Genomic DNA, 15,518 nt, shown 5'->3' with positions numbered 1-15,518 from the left:
CCTCAATTGGGGATGGAGATGCGGTGGGGCTGGAGGCTGTCGCGCAGCCAGTCGTCGAAGGTGAGCGTGGCGATCCGCGCCCCGGCGCCCGGCAGCAGCGAATGCTCGCCGAGCTCGGCGCCGAAATAGGGTGCGGCGGCGTCGGCAACGATCCGGCGCGGATCCTCCTGCGCGGTGGCGATCTCGACGGCGACTTCGTCGAGCCGCAGCCGCTCGGGCCCGGCGACTTCGAGCATGCCGTTGAACGGATCGCTGAACACCGCGTCCGCCAGCATGTCGGCCAGGTCCTCGCCGGCGATCGGCTGGACCAAAGCCGGCGCGATCCGGATGTCGCGCTGGGTGCCGGCCTGCACCACGCCGCTGATGAACTCGAAGAACTGGGTCGAGCGCAGGATGGTGAACGGGATGCCCGATCCGGCGGCCATCTCCTCCTGCAGCTTCTTGCCGCGGAAATAGCCGCTGGCGAGCAGCCCGTCGGTGCCGACGATCGACAGTACGACATGGTGCCGGACCCCGGCGCGGCGCCCGGCCTCGAGCAGGTTGCGGCTCGAGATCTCGAAAAAGCGCATCGCCGCATCGCCGTCATCGGGCGAGACGTTGGTGACGTCGATCACCACCCTGGCCCCGTCCAGCGCGGCGTCGAGCCCGACGCCGGTGAAGCTGTCCACACCGGTGCTGCGCGACGCCTCGACGACGCGCAGATCCTCCTGGCGTAGGTTGCGCACCAGCCGCTCGCCGATCCGGCCGCGGCTGCCGATCACCACGACCTTCATATCAGGGCCTCGATCGAAGAGCTGTCGAGCGAGGGAAGCGGCGTGAACAGCCCCTCCTCGACCAGCGCCTGGCGGACGGTGGGACGTTCCGCCACGCGCTCGAAATAGCCGAGCATGGCGGCCGACATCGGCACGCCGAACGCCTGCGCCCAGCGCAGCATGACGAACAGATAGGCATCGGCGACGGTGAAGCGCGGGCCGAACAGATAGAGCTCGTTGATATGCGCCTCGATCAGCGCCAGCCGGCTGGCGACCGCCTCGCTGGCCGCGGCGCGCTCGGCCTCGCCCTCCGAATGCCAGAAGGGCTTGAAGGCGACATGCAACTCGGTCGACAGCCAGGAGAGCATCTCGATCAGCCGGGTGCGGCCGAGCGGTCCGCCGGGCGCCAGGCTGGCGTCCATGCCGGCGATGAATTCGAGGATCGCGGTGTTCTCGCTCACCGCATTGCCATCGTCGAGGACGAGCAAGGGCACGTAACCGCGCGGGTTGATCGCGGTATAGTCATAGCCGTGCTCGGTCGTCTTGGTCTTGATGTCGACCCGCTCGAACTCGGCGGCGAGGCCGGCCTCGTGCAGCGAGATCCGGCCGGACAGGCTGCAGGCGCCGGGGGCATAATAGAGCTTCATGATCGGGACTCCTGAAAAGCTGCGGGCAGGTGCAGGGTGACGATGGTGCCGGTGCCGGCCTCGCTCTCGATCGAGACGCCGCCGCCGGCACTACGGGCGAAGCGCTCGACCATCGGCAGGCCGATGCCGCCCAGCCCGTCGCGCTTGGTGGTGAAGAAGGGATCGAAGACGCGGGCGAGCGTCGCGGGCGACATGCCGGCACCGTGATCGCGGACGCTGAGCGCCACCGCGCAGGAGAGCGCCCGCGCCTCGATCCACACGGTCCCCTGCCCGCCCATCGCGTCGCGCGCGTTGAGGACGAGGTTGAGTAGCGCCCGGCGCAGTCCGATCGGATCACAAGCCAGGGCGGGCAGCCCAGGCTCGACCAGCGCTGCGACGCGCAGCAGCCGATCCTCGCTGCCGGCGACCAGCGCGACGACATCGGCAAGGCATTCCGCGACATCGCTGTACGGATCGGTCGTCCGGGCGCTCGCCTGCGCCATGTTCTGGTGGATGATGGTGCCCGCGTGGTCGAGCGAGGTGCGGGCGCGGTGCAGAAGGGGCTCGCGATGAGTCACCGGCATGTCCGGCGTGCGCGCCAGGATGTTAAGCGCGGACGTCGCGATCTGGACCAGATTGCCCAGGTCGTGGAGCATGCCGGCCGCGGCGATCGCGACCTCGCCGCCCGCAACCGGGCCCAGGGGCGGCAATATCTCTTGTCCGTACGGGACGGGGGACTGGGGAACCATCACCGAGCTCCTTGTCAGAGAGTGGGCCGCGGAGTGCGGAGGGGGTGGGGTCACCCCGCGGCCCGGCCGGTCAGGCCGCGGGCACCTCGACCGGGTGCACGGCGCGAAGGCCGATCTGCACGCGGTTCCACAGGTTGATCGCGCCGATCGCCAGGGTCAGCCAGGCGATCTCGGTCTCGTTGAACTGGGCCTGGAGCATCGCGTAATCGGCGTCGGGCGCATGCGTCTTGGCAATGCGGGTGAGCGCCTCGGTCCAGTTGAGCGCGGCACGCTCGCGATCGGTGTATGCGGGCGAATCGCGCCAGCCGTCGAGCAGGTGCAGGCGCTGGTGGCTCTCGCCGGCCTTCACCGCATCCTTCACGTGCATGTCGATGCAGAAGGCGCAGCCGTTGATCTGCGAGGCGCGGATCTTCACCAGCTGGAGCAGGCCGTGCTCGATACCGGACTTGGCAATCGCGGTCTCGACGCCGATCATTGCCTTGGTGCCTTCGCCGGCCACCTCGAAGATGTTCATACGGGGGGTCATGGGGTCTTCTCCTTGCTTGGATGGATCAGGGACGCGCCGGCGCGGGGTCGCGCAGCGCGAAGAGGGTGAGCCCGGCGCCGATCAGCGCGGGCAGCGTGACGGCGGGGAAATCGCGCAGCAGCACCGAGGGGCCGCAGATGCCCGCCGCGACTTCCCAGAAGTGGAAGAGCGCGTGGCAGGCGAGCCAGAGCGTCGCCCCGCCCCACAGCACCGCGCGCATCTGCTGCCGCACCGTGCCGATCAGGAAGGCCGCGCCGATGAACAGGAAGATGATCCCGATGTCGCGGATGAAATGCTGGTTGAACGGACCGGTCGTGGTCACGCCGGGCACCGCGAAATACCAGCCGACCGGCGAGATCAGCATGTAGCTGCCGTTGAGCAGTCCTAGGACGCCGAGCAGCATCGCGAACGACACGCAGAGCTGGCGCAGCACCGGCCTGTCGTCGCCGGTGGGGCGTGCACGCGCGCTCATTTCGCCACCGGCGCGGGCACGTTGGCGAGCCACCAGTCGAAGCCGGTGGTACCCAGCCGCGCATCCGGTCCGGGCATCAGCGAGGTGTCATCGATGGCGACGCCGAAATAGGGTGCCGCCGGATCGGCGACCACGCGGCGCGGATCCTTGTCGAACGCCAGCACCTGCGCGACCAGTTCGTCGATGCGGTACGCCTGCGGCCCCGCCACTTCGATCAGGCCGTTGACCGGCGGGGTCAGCGCGGCCCGGGCAACCGCGGCGGCGACGTCCTGCGCCGCCATCGGCTGGAAACGCGCGGGCGACAGGCGGACGGTGTCGCCCTCGGTCGCCGAATTGGCGATGCCGCGCAGGAACTCGAAGAACTGCGTGGCATGGATCAGCGTGAACGGGATGCCCGATGCGGCGATGCCCTTCTCCTGCGCGAGCTTGGCCTGGAAATAGCCGCTGGCCTGGAGCCGCTCGGTGCCGACGACCGAGAGCGCGATGTGGTGGCGCACCCCGGCCTTCTTCTCCGCGGCCGCGATGTTGCGCCCGGCCTTCTCGAAGAAGTCGAGCGCAGCCGGACCGTCGAGCGTCGGCGAGTTGGAAACGTCGATCACCACATCGGCGCCCTGCAGCGCCCGGTCGAGCCCTTCGCCGGTCAGTGTGTCGACACCCGTGTTCGGCGCGGCGGCGAACACCTCGTGCCCTTCCTTGGCCAGCAGGGCGACGGTCTTCGAGCCGATCAGGCCGGTACCGCCAATCACCACGATCTTCATGTTGCTTCCTTTCGATTGGATGGGTTCAGGCCGGGGCGAGCGCGCTGCGGAGCCAGGTTTCGAGACTGGCGTCGCCCGGCCCCACGGCGGCATCGGACACGAGCTTCTCCTCGCCCAGCCGCGCGCCGAAGAAGCGGGCGCCGGCATCGGTCAGCACCGGGCGATAATCCTCGCCCGCGGTCAGTATCTGTTCGGCGAGGCCGGGCAGCGCGTAGCTGTTGGGCCCGGCGACCTCGAGCACGGCATTGACCGGTTCGCGCAGCGCCACCTGCATCAGCACCCGCGCCGCGTCTTCCGTCGCGATCGGCTGTACGCGGATCGGCGGCACGCGGACTTCGGCCTCGCTGCGCCCGGCGTCGATCGCGTCATGGATATATTCGAACAGCGGCGTCGAGCGGACGATGGTGAAGGGGATGCCCGATCCCGCGATCAACCGCTCCTGCGCGTGCTTGGCGCGGTAATAGCCGTCGCCGATCCGCTCGGCGCCGATCGCGGAGAAAGTGACGTGATGCGCGATGCCGACGGCCTGTTCGGCGGCGAGCAGCGTGGCGCCCGCGCGTTCGAAGAAGCGCAGCATCTCGGTCGCATCGGCATAGCCGGGACTGGATACGTCGATCACCGCCTCGGCACCGTCCAGCGCCCGGTCGAGCCCCGCGCCGGTGACGATGTCCACCCCGGTCGACCGCGCCGCGACCGCCACCTGGTGTCCTGCCGCCTCGAGCTGGCGGACCAGCCGTGCGCCGACCAGGCCGGTTCCTCCCACCACGGTAATCCGCATGTCCCGTCTCCGCGTCCGCTGCCGGCATGGCATTCGAACAGGGCGACAGGATCACGGATCATGCCCCGCGCCTCCATCGTGCAGAGGCATGCGCGATCCTCGCCTTTTGGCAGGCACCCCTGTCCCAAGGTGCAGGTCCCGCCATCCCGGCGCAGGAGCCGGTCGCGGAACCGATACCTGCGCATCGCAATGCCCGACCTTGGGCGAGCCCCGCCCCGCCCCTTGTCCAACCGGACTCCCCCGGAGGGGCGATCGACCGCGACCCGGCCCCTCCCCTAGCCCATCCCCGCCGGGAGGCGGCCCGTGGCGGGTCGTGCGGCGCGCATCCAGGGAGACACTCGATGCCGATGTTCACCACCAGCGACGGACACATGATGCACTACAAGGACTGGGGTCAGGGCCCGGTCGTCACCTTCTCGCACGGCTGGCCGCTCAGCTCGGACGCCTGGAACGGCCAGATGCAATTCCTTGCCGAGCAGGGCTATCGCTGCATCGCGCATGACCGCCGCGGCCATGGCAAGTCGGCCCAGACCGGCACCGGCAACGACATGGACAGCTATGCCGACGATCTCGAGCAGCTGTTCGCCGCGCTCGACCTCCAGGACATCACCATGGTCGGCCATTCCACCGGCGGCGGCGAAGTCGCCCGCTATATCGGCCGCCACGGCACCGGCCGCGTCGAGAAGGCCGTGCTGCTCGGCGCGGTGCCACCGGTGATGGTGCAGAGCGAGGCGAACCCCGAGGGCCTGCCGCTCAGCGTGTTCGACGGCCTGCGCCACGACATCCTCAAGAACCGATCGCAATTCTACAAGGACTTCGCGATCCCCTTCTTCAGCGCCAACCGCCCGGACGCGAACGTGTCGCAGAGCCTGCTCGACGAGTTCTGGCTGATCAGCATGCAGGCCGGCCTGAAGAACGCGTACGAATGCATCAAGGCGTTCAGCGAGACCGATTTCACCGACGACCTCAAGAAGTTCGACGTGCCGACGCTGATCGTCCACGGCGAGGACGACCAGATCGTGCCGATCGCGGACTCGGCCCACAAATCCGCCAAGCTGGTGCAGGGCGCACAGTCGCTCTTCTATCCGGGCCTGCCTCACGGCCTGACCGCGACGCATGCCGATCGGTTCAACGCCGATCTGCTCGCCTTCCTGCGCAGCTGAAGCGGAGACGCCCGGCGGTGTCCCCAGCACCGCCGGGCGTCAATCCGTGATCGGCGGAAGCGTAACCTGGAAAAAGGCGCCGCCTTGGGCCTGGTTCGCCGCGGAGATGCCGCCGCCGTGCGCGGCGAGGATCGACTGGCAGACGGCCAGGCCGATCCCCATCCCGTCCTGCTTGGTGGTGAAGAAGCCCTCGAACACGCGGTGGAGATCCTCGGCGGCGATGCCCGGCCCATTGTCGCGCACCGACAGGCGCGCGCCGCCGAAGCCGTCGCGCGACGTGGTGATCTCGATCTGCGAGTGCGGCCGTCCGGCCAGCGCCTGCAGGCTGTTGACCAGCAGGTTGACCACGACCTGCTGGAGCTGGACCCGGTCGCCGAGCACGCGCGGCAGGCCGATGTCCAGCTTCACGCCCAGCTGGATGCCGCGCGCCTCGATGTCGTGGCAGACGAACATCAGCGCTTCCTCCACCACCCGGTTCAGGTCGAGCGCGGTGCGGTTCGGCGCATGGCGCCCGGCCATGCCGCGGATGCGCTGGACGATCTCGCTGGCATGGCGCGCACTGTCGGCGATCCGCTTGGTCAGCTGCTCGACCTTGGCGAGGTTCGGCTCGTCGCGCGCCAGCCAGCGCAGGCTGGTCTCGGCATTCATCGCGATCGCGGCGAGCGGCTGGTTCACCTCGTGCGCGATCGAGCTCGCCAGCTCGCCCAGCGTCGCGATCCGCGCCGCCCGGGCATATTCCTCCTGAAGCTGGCGCAGCTGCACCTCGGTCTGCAGCCGCTCGGTGACGTCCTCGAACATCAGCAGCGTGACGTCGAGCCGCTCGGGCGGCGTCGGATAGGTGATCGACAGCTGCACGTCGCGCAGTCGCCCGTCGAAGGTCCGCAGCTTCATGATCTCGGTCAGGTTGCGGCGCCCGTCGAAATGCGCGGTGATCACCCGCTTGGCGGTATCGGGCGATGCCGCGAACAGATAGTCGACCGGCCCGATCAGCTGGTCGGCGCAGCCTGCCCCGAACAGCTCCACCGCGTTGCGGTTCGCATCGGTTACGCGGACGATCGCACGCGATTCGAACGGCAGGCCGGGATGCGCGTCGAGATGGGCGCCGACATCGCTTACGCCCGCTGCCCGAAGCTCGTCGAAGATCGGCAGCATCGCGGTGGAATCGACCAGCACCAGCGCCCAGGGGAGATGGTGAATCAGCGTGCGATAGCGCTCCTCGCTCGCGCGCAGCGACCAGAGCGAGCGCTTGTCGGTCACGCTGCCGCCCACCGAGACGAAGACGAGATCGGGATGGGCGGGATCGGTCGAGATGTTGACCGTCGCATCGTTGAACACGCTCGAGACGATCTTGCGGGTCCGCGCGGCACCGGGGATGTCGGCCAGCTCGGCGAAGATCAGCTCGGCCAGCACCGGCCAGCTCTCGGCCGGCCAATAGACGGTGACCGGCGCGCCGACCATCCGCCGGCGCCCGCCGATCGGGCCCAGCGCGCGCAGGGCGTTGTCGTCGATATCGACCACGCGCACGGCATCGAGCAGCGCCCGCGTCCAGCCGTCCGGCATGTCGCCGGCGGCGATCCGCGCGATCAGCCCGCGCGCACCGGAAATGTCGAACACGCTCCACGCGCTCGATTCCTCGTCCATCCCGGCATGAGCGACATCGCCGATCCGCGGGAGCAGCGCCGGAGGTAGTTCGGGGTCGGCGCCGTCCGCCGCCTCCTGGTGGGACAGCGGCTCCATCTCAGGCGCCGCCGCCTGTGTTGCCCAGCACCACGCGCAGCGTGCCGAGCAGCGCCGCGTCCGCGACGGGCTTGGCGAACCAGGCGATCGCCCCGGCCCGCAACGCATGGGCACATGCCGTCTCGTCGTCCAGCGACGTCACGAAGATCAGCGGCATCGCCGAGCCGCAGGCGCGCAGCCGGCGCTGCAGCTCCAGCCCGTCCATTTCCGGCATGCGGACATCGGAGATCACGCAATCGAACTCACCGGCACGGTCAAGGAAGGCCGCCGCCCGCTCGAAGCCGAGTGCCGCCATCCCCTCGACCTGGAGAAGCTCGCACAGCGCCTCGCGCACGGCCCGGTCGTCATCCACGATCGCGATCACCACTGGCCTGGACAAGGGACGCGTCCTCTCGGCGCGAGCTGCGCCCGTCCGCGACTGTCGCCCAAGGTCCAGGCAGCCGTAACCATACCATGGTCTAGGTCTCCTCGTGCCGAAGGGGCTCGGGCAGCAGGTCCCAGGCACGGATCAGCTCGCCGACCGTGCTCACCTCCATCTTGCGCATCACGCTGCTGCGGTGGAGCTTCACCGTCACTTCGCTGATGCCCAGGTCATAGGCGATCTGCTTGTTGAGCCGGCCCCGGGCGACCTGGCGGAGCACCTGCCGCTCGCGCGGGGTGAGCATGGCATGGCGGTCCGCCTGGCGCCTGGCGACCTCGGCATCGGCCCGCTGGGCGAGGTCACGCTCGATCCCTGCGGTCACCGCGTCGAGCAGGGACTGGTCCCGTGCCGGCTTGGTCAGGAAATCGACCGCCCCGGCCTTCATCGCCTGCACCGACATCGGGATGTCGCCGTGGCCGGTGAGGAATATGATCGGCTTGGCGTTGCCGGTGCTGGCCAGATATTGCTGCAGGTCGAGCCCGCTCGATCCCGGCATGCGCACGTCGAGCACCATGCACCCCGGCCGCTCCGGCAGGTCCGCCTCGAGCAGCTCGCGCGACGAGGCGAAGCCGGCCGCATCGATCCCCACCGAGAGCATCAGCTCCTCGATCGCGGTGCGCACGGCGACATCGTCGTCGACGATCAGCACCAGGGGGCGGGCCGGTACGGCGGGCCGGGGCATTTGCGTCATCTGGTTCATCGCAGGTCCTCCCGGCTTGTCGGCTGGAGACGAGTGATCCTTCCACTGGGCGCGGCAAGGCGCCATCCCGGTTCCGGTTAGCCGGGACCTACCCGATCCGGGGAGCGCGGCTCGAGCCGGATCACCCGGCGGCCATGGAGATGCGCATCGATCGAGAAGGCCCCCGGCCCGAGCAGCACGAACGCGCCCGTCCCGCCCGCACAGGCGAGCAGGAACCAGGCGAACATGCCCGGGGTCCCGGCAACGCCGATCGCGAGCACGATGACGAGCAGCGCTCCCGCCGCCCGCGCGCCGAAGCCGAGCACCAGCGCCAGGCCGAGCAGGCTCGCCCCGAGCCCGATCGACACCGCGTTCGACGGTGACGGCCAGAGCAGGGCGAGCGAAGGATAGGCGATCGCCGCACAGGACAGGCGCAGCAGCAGCAGCGCGACGCCGAACAGACCATCCGGATAGCGTAGAATCAATTTGGGCACCGCCAGGCGATAGCTCCCCCTTGGGGGCCGGCCAGCCTTCGGTCCGGGGATATGCCGCTCCCCCATTCGGGGGTAGCATCGGATCCACCTGGCGGCGAAGGGGCGGGTTGCTTCGGACAGGCTCAGGCGGAGACCCGGCGGGAATTGCTGGAACGGCGATGCAATTGATCAGGGGGCTACCTGTGCTGGCGGCGCTCGTCGCGGCGCTGCTCCTCCAGCCCGTCGACGCGGCGCCGGCCGATGCCCCGCGCCTGATCGCGCATTATACCCATCAGCGCTGGAGCGAGGAGAGCGACGCGCCACGCCCCGTGGTCGCCCTGGCGCAGGATCGGCGCGGCTATCTGTGGATCGCGGCGAATGCCGGGCTGTTCCGCTTCGACGGCATCCGCTTCGAGCCGATGAGCGCCGGCATCGACCTTGCCGTCCATGGCCCGCCCTCGGCGATCCTCGTCCGGCGCAACGGCGATGTCTGGACCAGTTTCGAGCGCAGCGGGCGCTTCGCCGTCTATCGCGAAGGCCGGCTGCGCTTCCTCGATGCGCCGCCTTCGCCCGATCGCGTCCTCTCGATGCAGGAAGCGGCGGACGGCACGATCTGGGTGATGACCGAACGGATGGGGCTTCCGCTCCTGCGCTTCCGGAACGGCCGCTGGGCTTCGTTCGGCAGCGAGGCGGGCGCGCCGGTCGACAACCCGTTCAGCCTGGTGGTGACGCGCGACGGCACCGCCTGGATATCCTTCTCCGGCGAAGTGATGCGGCTCGGCCCCGATGCGAGCCGCTTCGAGTCGGTCCGCAAGGACTTCCGTGCGCTGGGACGGCTCTCGCTCGATCCCGAGGAGCGCGTATGGATCAGTGACCGCCATGGCAGCTATCCGCTCACCGGCCCGGGCGGCCGCGGAAAGCCGCCAGCGCTTCGCCACCCCTATGCGACCGACAATGCCGAGATCCGTGGCTGGCCGCGTTTCGATCGCGAGGGCAATCTGTGGATCGCGACCTATTATGACGGCCTCCAGCGCGTGCGCCGTCCCGATCCGCGCGGCGCCGCCACGCCGGCCGAGGCGCAGGCACGGGTCGAGCGCTTCACCGCGCATGACGGCCTGTCGTCCAATGCCGCCACCCAGATCTTCCAGGACGCGGAGGGCAATGTCTGGGCAGGGACCGAGAACGGCCTCGACCGGTTCTGGCCCGCCACGCTGCGCTACGAGCCGCAGCTCGCCCAGCCCGCCGCGTTCGGCGACCTGCTGCTGCGCGGCTCGGACGGCAGCGTCTATATCGGCCAGGCCGCCACCGTGTACCGCGTGCGGCCCGGCGGCCTGCCCGAGCCGATCCTGCGCACGCCGGACAACGAGCCGCGCACCCTGTGCGAGGCGCCGGACCGCTCGATCTGGATCGGCCTCAGCAAGAGCGTCGGCCCGGCACCGGCGCCCAGCAAACCGGTGATGATCTGGAAGGACGGCAGCCTCCGCCCCGGCCCACGCGTGCCGCTCAACTATGTCGTCTATGATTGCGCCTTCGATGCGCACGGTGATTTCTGGGTGACCGGCTGGCTGGGCGGCATGGCACGGCTGCATGACGGGCGATGGCAGCGCGTCACGGTGCCGGCCGGCCAGCCCTTCGCGCCCCGCTCGATGACGGCGGATTCGCAGGGCCGGATCCTGGTCCATTGGAGCGACGGCGTGCTGGGCCGGCTCGACGGGCTGGCCCGCCGGTCGTTCCGGATTCCCTTTGGAAGCCACGGCACCGGCGATATCGCGCTGTTCCCGCAACCCGGCGCCGTGTTCGTCGCCAGCGAATTCGGCGTCGCCCGGCTGCGGGACGACCGCTTCCAGGGCATCTCCGCCCGGCGGGTGCCGATGTTCGGCGGCGTCAACGGCATGACGCGCGGCACCGCCGGCGAGACCTGGCTGGCGAGCCCCGGCGGCATCCTGCGCATCCGCACCGCCGATCTCGACCGCGCCTTCGCCCAACCCGGCTGGACGCCGCCGATGCAGGTCTTCGGCGCCGCCGACGGGCTGCGCAGCCGGCCCCATTCGCACAGCCGCAACGCGATCGTGCAGGGCGGCGACGGGCGCCTTTGGATCGCGACACAGACCGGCACCTTGTGGCTCGATCCCAAGGACGTGAAGCGCAGCCTTGCACCGCCCCGCGTCGCGGTCGGCGCGCTGGTCGCCGACCAGGTCTATCGCGATCCGACCAATGTGACGCTGCCCGCCGGCCGCTCGAACGTGCAGATCGATTTCGCGGTGCTGAACTTCTCCAACCAGCACGCCACCCAGGTCCGCTACCGGATCGAGGGCCAGGACAGCGAATGGGTCGATCCCGGCACCCGGCGACAGGCCTTCTACACCAACCTGGCCCCCGGCACCTATCGCTTCCGGCTGATCGCCGCGACCGACAATGGCGCATGGAACGAGGCCGGGGCCACGGTCGAGTTCACCATCCCGCCGACCTTCGTGCAGTCGAAATGGTTCCTGGCCCTGTGCGCCGCGATCGTGCTGGCGCTGCTCTGGCTCGCCTATCGGCTGCGCATGGCCCAGGTCGCCGGCCGCATCCGCGCGCGGCTGGAGGAGCGGATGGGCGAGCGCGAACGGATCGCCCGCGAGCTGCACGACACGTTGCTCCAGAGCGTCCAGGGCCTGGTGCTCCGCTTCCAGTCGGTCGCCAACAAGATGCCGCCGGAGGGGCCGGCCCGCGGACAGCTCGAGGCGGCGCTTGCCCGCGCCGACGAGATCATCGCCGACGGGCGGGATCGGGTGCAGGGCCTGCGCGGTGCCGGCGACAAGGGAGACCTGCCCGAGCTGCTCAAGGAACGCGCCGTCGCCGCGGGCTTCGATCCCGCGATCGGCGTGCGTATCGTCGTGGAGGGACGCCAGCGCCCGGTCGATCCGCTCGTCGCGGTCGAGCTCGGCCGGATCGTCGACGAGGCGCTGTTCAACGTCCATCGCCACGCCAATGCCGGCGCGGTCGAGATCGTCATCCGCTTCAGCAAGCGCCAGCTGGGCGTCGAGATCCGCGACGACGGCGTCGGCATCCCCGCCGAGATCGTCGCCCGGGGCCACAAGCCCGGCCATTTCGGGCTGATCGGCATGCGCGAGCGCGCCGAGCGGATCGGGTGCAGCTTCTCGATCGACAGCCGCCCCGGAATGGGCTGCGCGGTGACCATGACCCTGCCCGCCCGCCTGGCCTTCGCCGATCATGCGCCGGGCCGCCGCCGCTTCTTCTCCCGACTCTTCCGCAAGAGGAACCATGACCATGCCGCCTGAGAAGGGCATCTCGCCCATCCGCATCCTGATCGTCGACGATCACCCGGTGCTGCGCGAAGGTGTCACCGCGATCCTCGAGGACCGCACCGACATGATCGTGATCGGCGAGGCCCGCGACGGTGCCGAGGCCGTCGCGCGCTTTCGCGAGCTGCGTCCGGACGTGACGCTGATGGACCTGCAGATGCCGGTGATGAACGGCGTCGATGCGATCACCGCGATCCGCGCCGATTTCCCCGACGCCCGCATCCTCGTCCTCACCACCTATGCCGGCGACGTCCAGGCGGTGCGTGCGCTCAAGGCCGGGGCGACCGGCTATCTGCTCAAGAGCAGCCTGCGCACCGAGATGCTCGACGCGATCCACAATGTGCATCGCGGCCGCCGCCATGTGCATGGCGAGGTCGCCGCCGAGATCGCGCTGCACGTGGCGGACGACAATCTCAGCGAGCGCGAGATCTCGGTCCTGAGGCTCGTCGCCGAGGGGAAGGCGAACAAGGAGATCGCCCATGCCCTCGCCCTCTCCGAGGAGACAGTGAAGGCGCACCTCAAGAACATCTTCGGCAAGCTCGACGTCAGCGACCGCACCCATGCGGTGACGGTCGCCGCGCGTCGCGGGATCATCGAGCTCTAGAGCAGCGCCATCCCGCCATCGACGCGCAGGTTCACGCCGGTCACGAAGCTGCTCATGTCCGACGCGAGGAACAGCGCCGCGCTCGCCAGCTCCTCGGGCCGGCCGAGCCGCCCGAGCGGGATCGCCGCAGCCATCTGCGCCTCGAACGCCGGGCGCTGCTCGGCCGATACGCCGAGCTTGCCGAGGATCTCGGTATCGGTCGGCCCCGGGCTCAGGACATTGACCCGGATTCCGCGCCCCCTGAGCTCGAGCGCCCAGCTGCGCGCAAAGGCGTTGATCGCCGCCTTCGACCCGGCATAGACCGTATGCCCGTCGAGCACCTTCTCGCTGGCGAGCGATCCGGTGATCACGATCGCGCCGTGATCGCGGATCAGCGGCGCCATCTTCTGCACCCCGACGAACACGCCGCGCGTGTTGGTGGCGAACTGCGCGTCATATTCGTCCTGCGGCACTTCGGCCGAATGCCGGATCGTGTTGATCCCGGCATTGGCGACATAGATGTCGAGCCCGCCGAAGCGTTCGCCGACTTCGTCCGCCGCCCAGGCGTGGAATTCGGGATCGGCGACATCACCGACCATCGACGCCGCGCCATTGCCGATCCGCCGCGCCGCTTCCTCCGCGACATCCGCCCTACGACCGGTGACGATCACCTGCGCGCCTTCCGCCGCAAAGGACCGGGCGATCGCGAAACCGATCCCGCTCGTGCCGCCTGTGATCATCGCTGTCTTGCCACTGAGCAAAGCCATGGTTTTCCTCCAGAATTGACTGGCCTGGAGGTAGGGAGCGACTGCTCCCGCAGAACCTGTACCCGGGTCTAGGCGCGCATCGACGAAAGGCGGGCCATCCCCCTGCCCCCGGCCAGATGCGGGCGGGAGCGACTTGCCGCAGAAGCAGAGCGGAGAGCGCCGGGCCACGCCCGGGCAGCTTGGGGAGCCGTGTCAATCGGACGCGACAGGGATGATGAACGCAGGGGTTTTTCCGATTTCACCCTGCGGCCAACGAAATGGCAGTCGAGCGTCCCACCTGTCCGGCTCACCCGCGAACGTCGAGATCGACATGCACGCGGATCGCGTCGTGCCGCCAATATTCCTGGTCATATTCGACCACCCGCCCATCGGCGCCGATGCTGGTGCGCACCACCAGCAGCCCGGGGGTGCCGGGCTTTACGCCCAGCGCATCGGCGGCGAACTTGACCAGCGCGCAGGGCCGCATGTCGACCCGGTTGCGCACCACCGTGAGGCCATAGTCGCCGGCCAGGATCTGGGTGAGCGAGCCGTCGAGCGAGCGGTCGACCAGCCCCGGCGCCAGGGTCGGATCGACGATGATCCGCTCGACCAGCACGGCACGGCCGTCGATCGAGCGCCGGCGGTGGATGTTGTAGAGCGGCGTGCCCGGCGCGGTGCGGAAGATGTCGGCCACCGCGGGCGGCGCCGACACCAGTTCCTTGCTCAGCGTCTCGGTCGCGGGCGTGCGCCCCTGCTCGGCGACATAGGTCATGAAGCCCGACCAGCGGGTGGGATTATAGGTGACCGCCGGCGGCGACACGTACCAGCCGCTGCGGTCGCGCCGATAGATCAGCCCCTCAGCCTCGAGCTGGAACAGCGCCTCGCGGATGGTGCCGCGCGCCGCGCCGCTATCACCCTGGAACTGCCGCTCCGAGGGCAGCTTGGACCCCGGCGCCAGCTTGCCCATCTCGATGCCGAGCGCGATCTGGTCGCGCAGCGCCAGATAGTGCGGCCCGTCCGCAGCGTCGCCCTTGGCGATCGGAGTGAGTTCGAGTTCGCTTCGCATGGTGCCCGGACCGGAGATGACAGGGCGTATCGTAGCGGGTCAAGCCTTCACCGCATTAATTGGTCCGAACCAGTCAGGAATTGTGGACCGGTGCGAGGAGCAGCTTCTCGAGCAGAGGACGATAGCTGGACAGGTCCGGCACGCGCCAGTTCGGGTTCTTGCCCATGTCGTCGAAACGGCGCAGCGTCACCGCATCGCCGTAATGGGGCTCCGCCTCGAACGCGCGAACCTCCTCGGGCGACATCGGCCCACCCTGCAGCGCCAGGCTGATCGCCGAGGCCTGGCTAAGTCCTTCCAGATAGGCGGGATCGATGGCGCACAGATAACGCTTGGCGGCGACGTGCAGTTTCACCGGCTCGGTGACCTCGGGCGGGAACCAGGGGCTGAGGAACGCGGCACCGCTGATCTCGTGGCGCGCATCGATCCCCAGCGTTTCCGCGGCATTGCCCGCATCGTCCATGAACTGGCCGATATCGTGGAGCAGCGCCGCTGCGATCAGCGCATCCGAGCAGCGATTGCGCCGCGCCAGCTCCGCGACCTGGAGGGCATGCTGAAGCTGGGTGGCATCCTCGCCATAATAGAGGGACCCGAAACGCTCGAAGAGGTCGAAAATCCGGTCGATCACATTCGGGATCATGCTTCCTCACTGGTTGGCGTGACGGCGAACCAGGGCTGAGACACCGC

Annotated in this window: 17 protein-coding genes; 3 read left to right on the top strand and 14 right to left on the bottom strand. The window is 69.3% G+C overall.

Going from position 1 to position 15,518, the window contains the following annotated elements:
• Nucleotides 1–2: 2 nt before the first annotated feature.
• From GGR46_RS11080 to GGR46_RS11050, 7 genes are all read right to left on the bottom strand, one after another.
• Complete coding sequence (locus tag GGR46_RS11080; RefSeq protein WP_183997644.1) at nt 3–773, bottom strand: SDR family oxidoreductase; 771 nt, start codon at nt 771–773, stop codon at nt 3–5.
• Entirely contained in the window at nt 770–1,399 is a 630-nt protein-coding gene (locus tag GGR46_RS11075; protein ID WP_183997643.1) for a glutathione binding-like protein, read from the bottom strand. Before GGR46_RS11075 ends, GGR46_RS11080 begins: the two co-directional genes overlap by 4 nt.
• Nucleotides 1,396–2,127, bottom strand: a complete 732-nt coding sequence (locus GGR46_RS11070) for a sensor histidine kinase (protein WP_183997641.1) — start codon at nt 2,125–2,127, stop codon at nt 1,396–1,398. Before GGR46_RS11070 ends, GGR46_RS11075 begins: the two co-directional genes overlap by 4 nt.
• 70 nt (nt 2,128–2,197) lie before the next feature.
• Complete coding sequence (locus GGR46_RS11065) at nt 2,198–2,653, bottom strand: carboxymuconolactone decarboxylase family protein (RefSeq protein ID WP_183997639.1); 456 nt, start codon at nt 2,651–2,653, stop codon at nt 2,198–2,200.
• Nucleotides 2,654–2,678: 25 nt separating this feature from the next.
• Entirely contained in the window at nt 2,679–3,125 is a 447-nt protein-coding gene (locus tag GGR46_RS11060) for a hypothetical protein (protein ID WP_221262705.1), read from the bottom strand.
• Nucleotides 3,122–3,883: an SDR family oxidoreductase gene (locus tag GGR46_RS11055; RefSeq protein ID WP_183997637.1), complete on the bottom strand. Its 762-nt coding sequence runs from the start codon at nt 3,881–3,883 to the stop codon at nt 3,122–3,124. The genes GGR46_RS11060 and GGR46_RS11055 overlap by 4 nt, the downstream gene beginning before the upstream one ends.
• 25 nt (nt 3,884–3,908) lie before the next feature.
• Nucleotides 3,909–4,661: an SDR family oxidoreductase gene (locus tag GGR46_RS11050; RefSeq protein WP_183997635.1), complete on the bottom strand. Its 753-nt coding sequence runs from the start codon at nt 4,659–4,661 to the stop codon at nt 3,909–3,911.
• Between the two features lie 341 nt (nt 4,662–5,002).
• Here GGR46_RS11050 and GGR46_RS11045 point away from each other — a divergent pair, with 341 nt between their 5' ends.
• Nucleotides 5,003–5,824 (top strand): alpha/beta fold hydrolase, encoded by an 822-nt coding sequence (locus GGR46_RS11045; RefSeq protein WP_183997633.1) that lies wholly within the window; start codon nt 5,003–5,005, stop codon nt 5,822–5,824.
• Nucleotides 5,825–5,863: 39 nt separating this feature from the next.
• Here GGR46_RS11045 and GGR46_RS11040 read toward each other — a convergent pair whose 3' ends face one another.
• From GGR46_RS11040 to GGR46_RS11025, 4 genes are all read right to left on the bottom strand, one after another.
• Entirely contained in the window at nt 5,864–7,561 is a 1,698-nt protein-coding gene (locus GGR46_RS11040; protein WP_221262704.1) for a sensor histidine kinase, read from the bottom strand.
• A gap of 1 nt (nt 7,562) precedes the next feature.
• On the bottom strand, nt 7,563–7,940 hold the full coding sequence (locus tag GGR46_RS11035) for a response regulator transcription factor (RefSeq protein ID WP_221262703.1): 378 nt from the start codon (nt 7,938–7,940) through the stop codon (nt 7,563–7,565).
• 79 nt (nt 7,941–8,019) lie between these two features.
• Nucleotides 8,020–8,682, bottom strand: coding sequence for a response regulator transcription factor (locus GGR46_RS11030; RefSeq protein ID WP_246426037.1), 663 nt, complete (start codon nt 8,680–8,682; stop codon nt 8,020–8,022).
• 77 nt (nt 8,683–8,759) lie between these two features.
• Nucleotides 8,760–9,155 (bottom strand): hypothetical protein, encoded by a 396-nt coding sequence (locus GGR46_RS11025; protein ID WP_183997631.1) that lies wholly within the window; start codon nt 9,153–9,155, stop codon nt 8,760–8,762.
• A gap of 158 nt (nt 9,156–9,313) precedes the next feature.
• Here GGR46_RS11025 and GGR46_RS11020 point away from each other — a divergent pair, with 158 nt between their 5' ends.
• Together GGR46_RS11020 and GGR46_RS11015 are read left to right on the top strand one after the other, a co-directional pair.
• The gene (locus GGR46_RS11020) at nt 9,314–12,415 is read left to right on the top strand and encodes a sensor histidine kinase (RefSeq protein ID WP_183997629.1); all 3,102 of its coding nucleotides are present in this window, start codon (nt 9,314–9,316) and stop codon (nt 12,413–12,415) included.
• Complete coding sequence (locus GGR46_RS11015; protein ID WP_183998780.1) at nt 12,405–13,043, top strand: response regulator transcription factor; 639 nt, start codon at nt 12,405–12,407, stop codon at nt 13,041–13,043. The genes GGR46_RS11020 and GGR46_RS11015 overlap by 11 nt, the downstream gene beginning before the upstream one ends.
• Here GGR46_RS11015 and GGR46_RS11010 read toward each other — a convergent pair.
• The 3 genes from GGR46_RS11010 to GGR46_RS11000 form a co-directional block, all read right to left on the bottom strand.
• Complete coding sequence (locus GGR46_RS11010; protein WP_183997627.1) at nt 13,040–13,789, bottom strand: SDR family NAD(P)-dependent oxidoreductase; 750 nt, start codon at nt 13,787–13,789, stop codon at nt 13,040–13,042. The two genes, GGR46_RS11015 and GGR46_RS11010, sit on opposite strands and share 4 nt — an antisense overlap.
• Before the next feature lie 286 nt (nt 13,790–14,075).
• Nucleotides 14,076–14,834: a UTRA domain-containing protein gene (locus tag GGR46_RS11005; protein ID WP_183997625.1), complete on the bottom strand. Its 759-nt coding sequence runs from the start codon at nt 14,832–14,834 to the stop codon at nt 14,076–14,078.
• Nucleotides 14,835–14,907: 73 nt separating this feature from the next.
• Nucleotides 14,908–15,471 (bottom strand): phosphonate degradation HD-domain oxygenase, encoded by a 564-nt coding sequence (locus tag GGR46_RS11000; protein WP_183997623.1) that lies wholly within the window; start codon nt 15,469–15,471, stop codon nt 14,908–14,910.
• Nucleotides 15,472–15,518: the final 47 nt, after the last annotated feature.

Origin of the sequence: Sphingomonas kyeonggiensis (genome assembly GCF_014196745.1) — a bacterium.
Lineage (GTDB): Bacteria > Pseudomonadota > Alphaproteobacteria > Sphingomonadales > Sphingomonadaceae > Sphingomonas > Sphingomonas kyeonggiensis.
This window is presented reverse-complemented; position numbering and strand designations above follow the sequence as displayed.